The 731-nt window shown below is 60.9% G+C and carries 1 pseudogene; it reads left to right on the top strand.

The features are described from left to right. Positions 1–188: 188 nt before the first annotated feature. Positions 189–731 (top strand): annotated as a pseudogene (locus tag JCM12296_RS35350) (4Fe-4S dicluster domain-containing protein); the annotation flags it as partial.

Raw genomic sequence — 731 nt, forward strand, 5'->3', positions numbered from 1 at the left:
TTGCGGGGCCTGCGAACGGGCCTGTCCGGTGGGCATCAACATGCGGCTGTTGACGCGCAAACTGGAAAAGGACTGCCAGGAACAGTTCGGCTGGGAGGCCGGTCTCTCCCTGGATCAGCGTCCGGCCCTGGATGTTTATCAGGCCAATGATCCGGGAGACTTTATTAAGTAACAAAGGGGTAAAAAACATGACGCTGCTAACGATTGATAAACAAGAATGGACGCAAGGTTTGGCGGCCGCGGCGGATCACTACCGACTGTTCGGGCCGGTGCGGGAGAAGGACCAGCATGCGTTCAAGGCCCTTGCAAAAGGCCAGGCCCCGGACCTGGACCTGGTCAACACCCGGCTCTCCCCCAAGGACCTGATCTTTCCCCAGTCCGACGTGATCCTGGAATATTCGCTGGACGAATCCCGAGAGGATCACCATATCATGAAAGCGCCGGCCAGGGATGACGCCCCGCGGGCCGTGGTGGGCATCCGGCCCTGCGACGCCAAGGCCACCCAACTGGTGAAACTCAACTTCGACGCCCCGGACGTCAAAGATCCCTACTGGCTCGGGGCGTTTGAGGCCACGACCTTCATCGGCGTGGCCTGCGATACGCCGCTGTCCACCTGCTTTTGCACCAGCTGCGGTTGCGGGCCCTACCATGCCGAGGGCCTGGACATCCTCATGATGGCGCAGGCGGACGGTTACCTGGCCAAGGTGTTTACCGAAAAGGGCAAGGCCTTC

This window comes from Desulfosarcina cetonica JCM 12296, assembly GCF_001311845.1.
GTDB classification, from domain to species: Bacteria; Desulfobacterota; Desulfobacteria; order Desulfobacterales; family Desulfosarcinaceae; genus Desulfosarcina; species Desulfosarcina cetonica.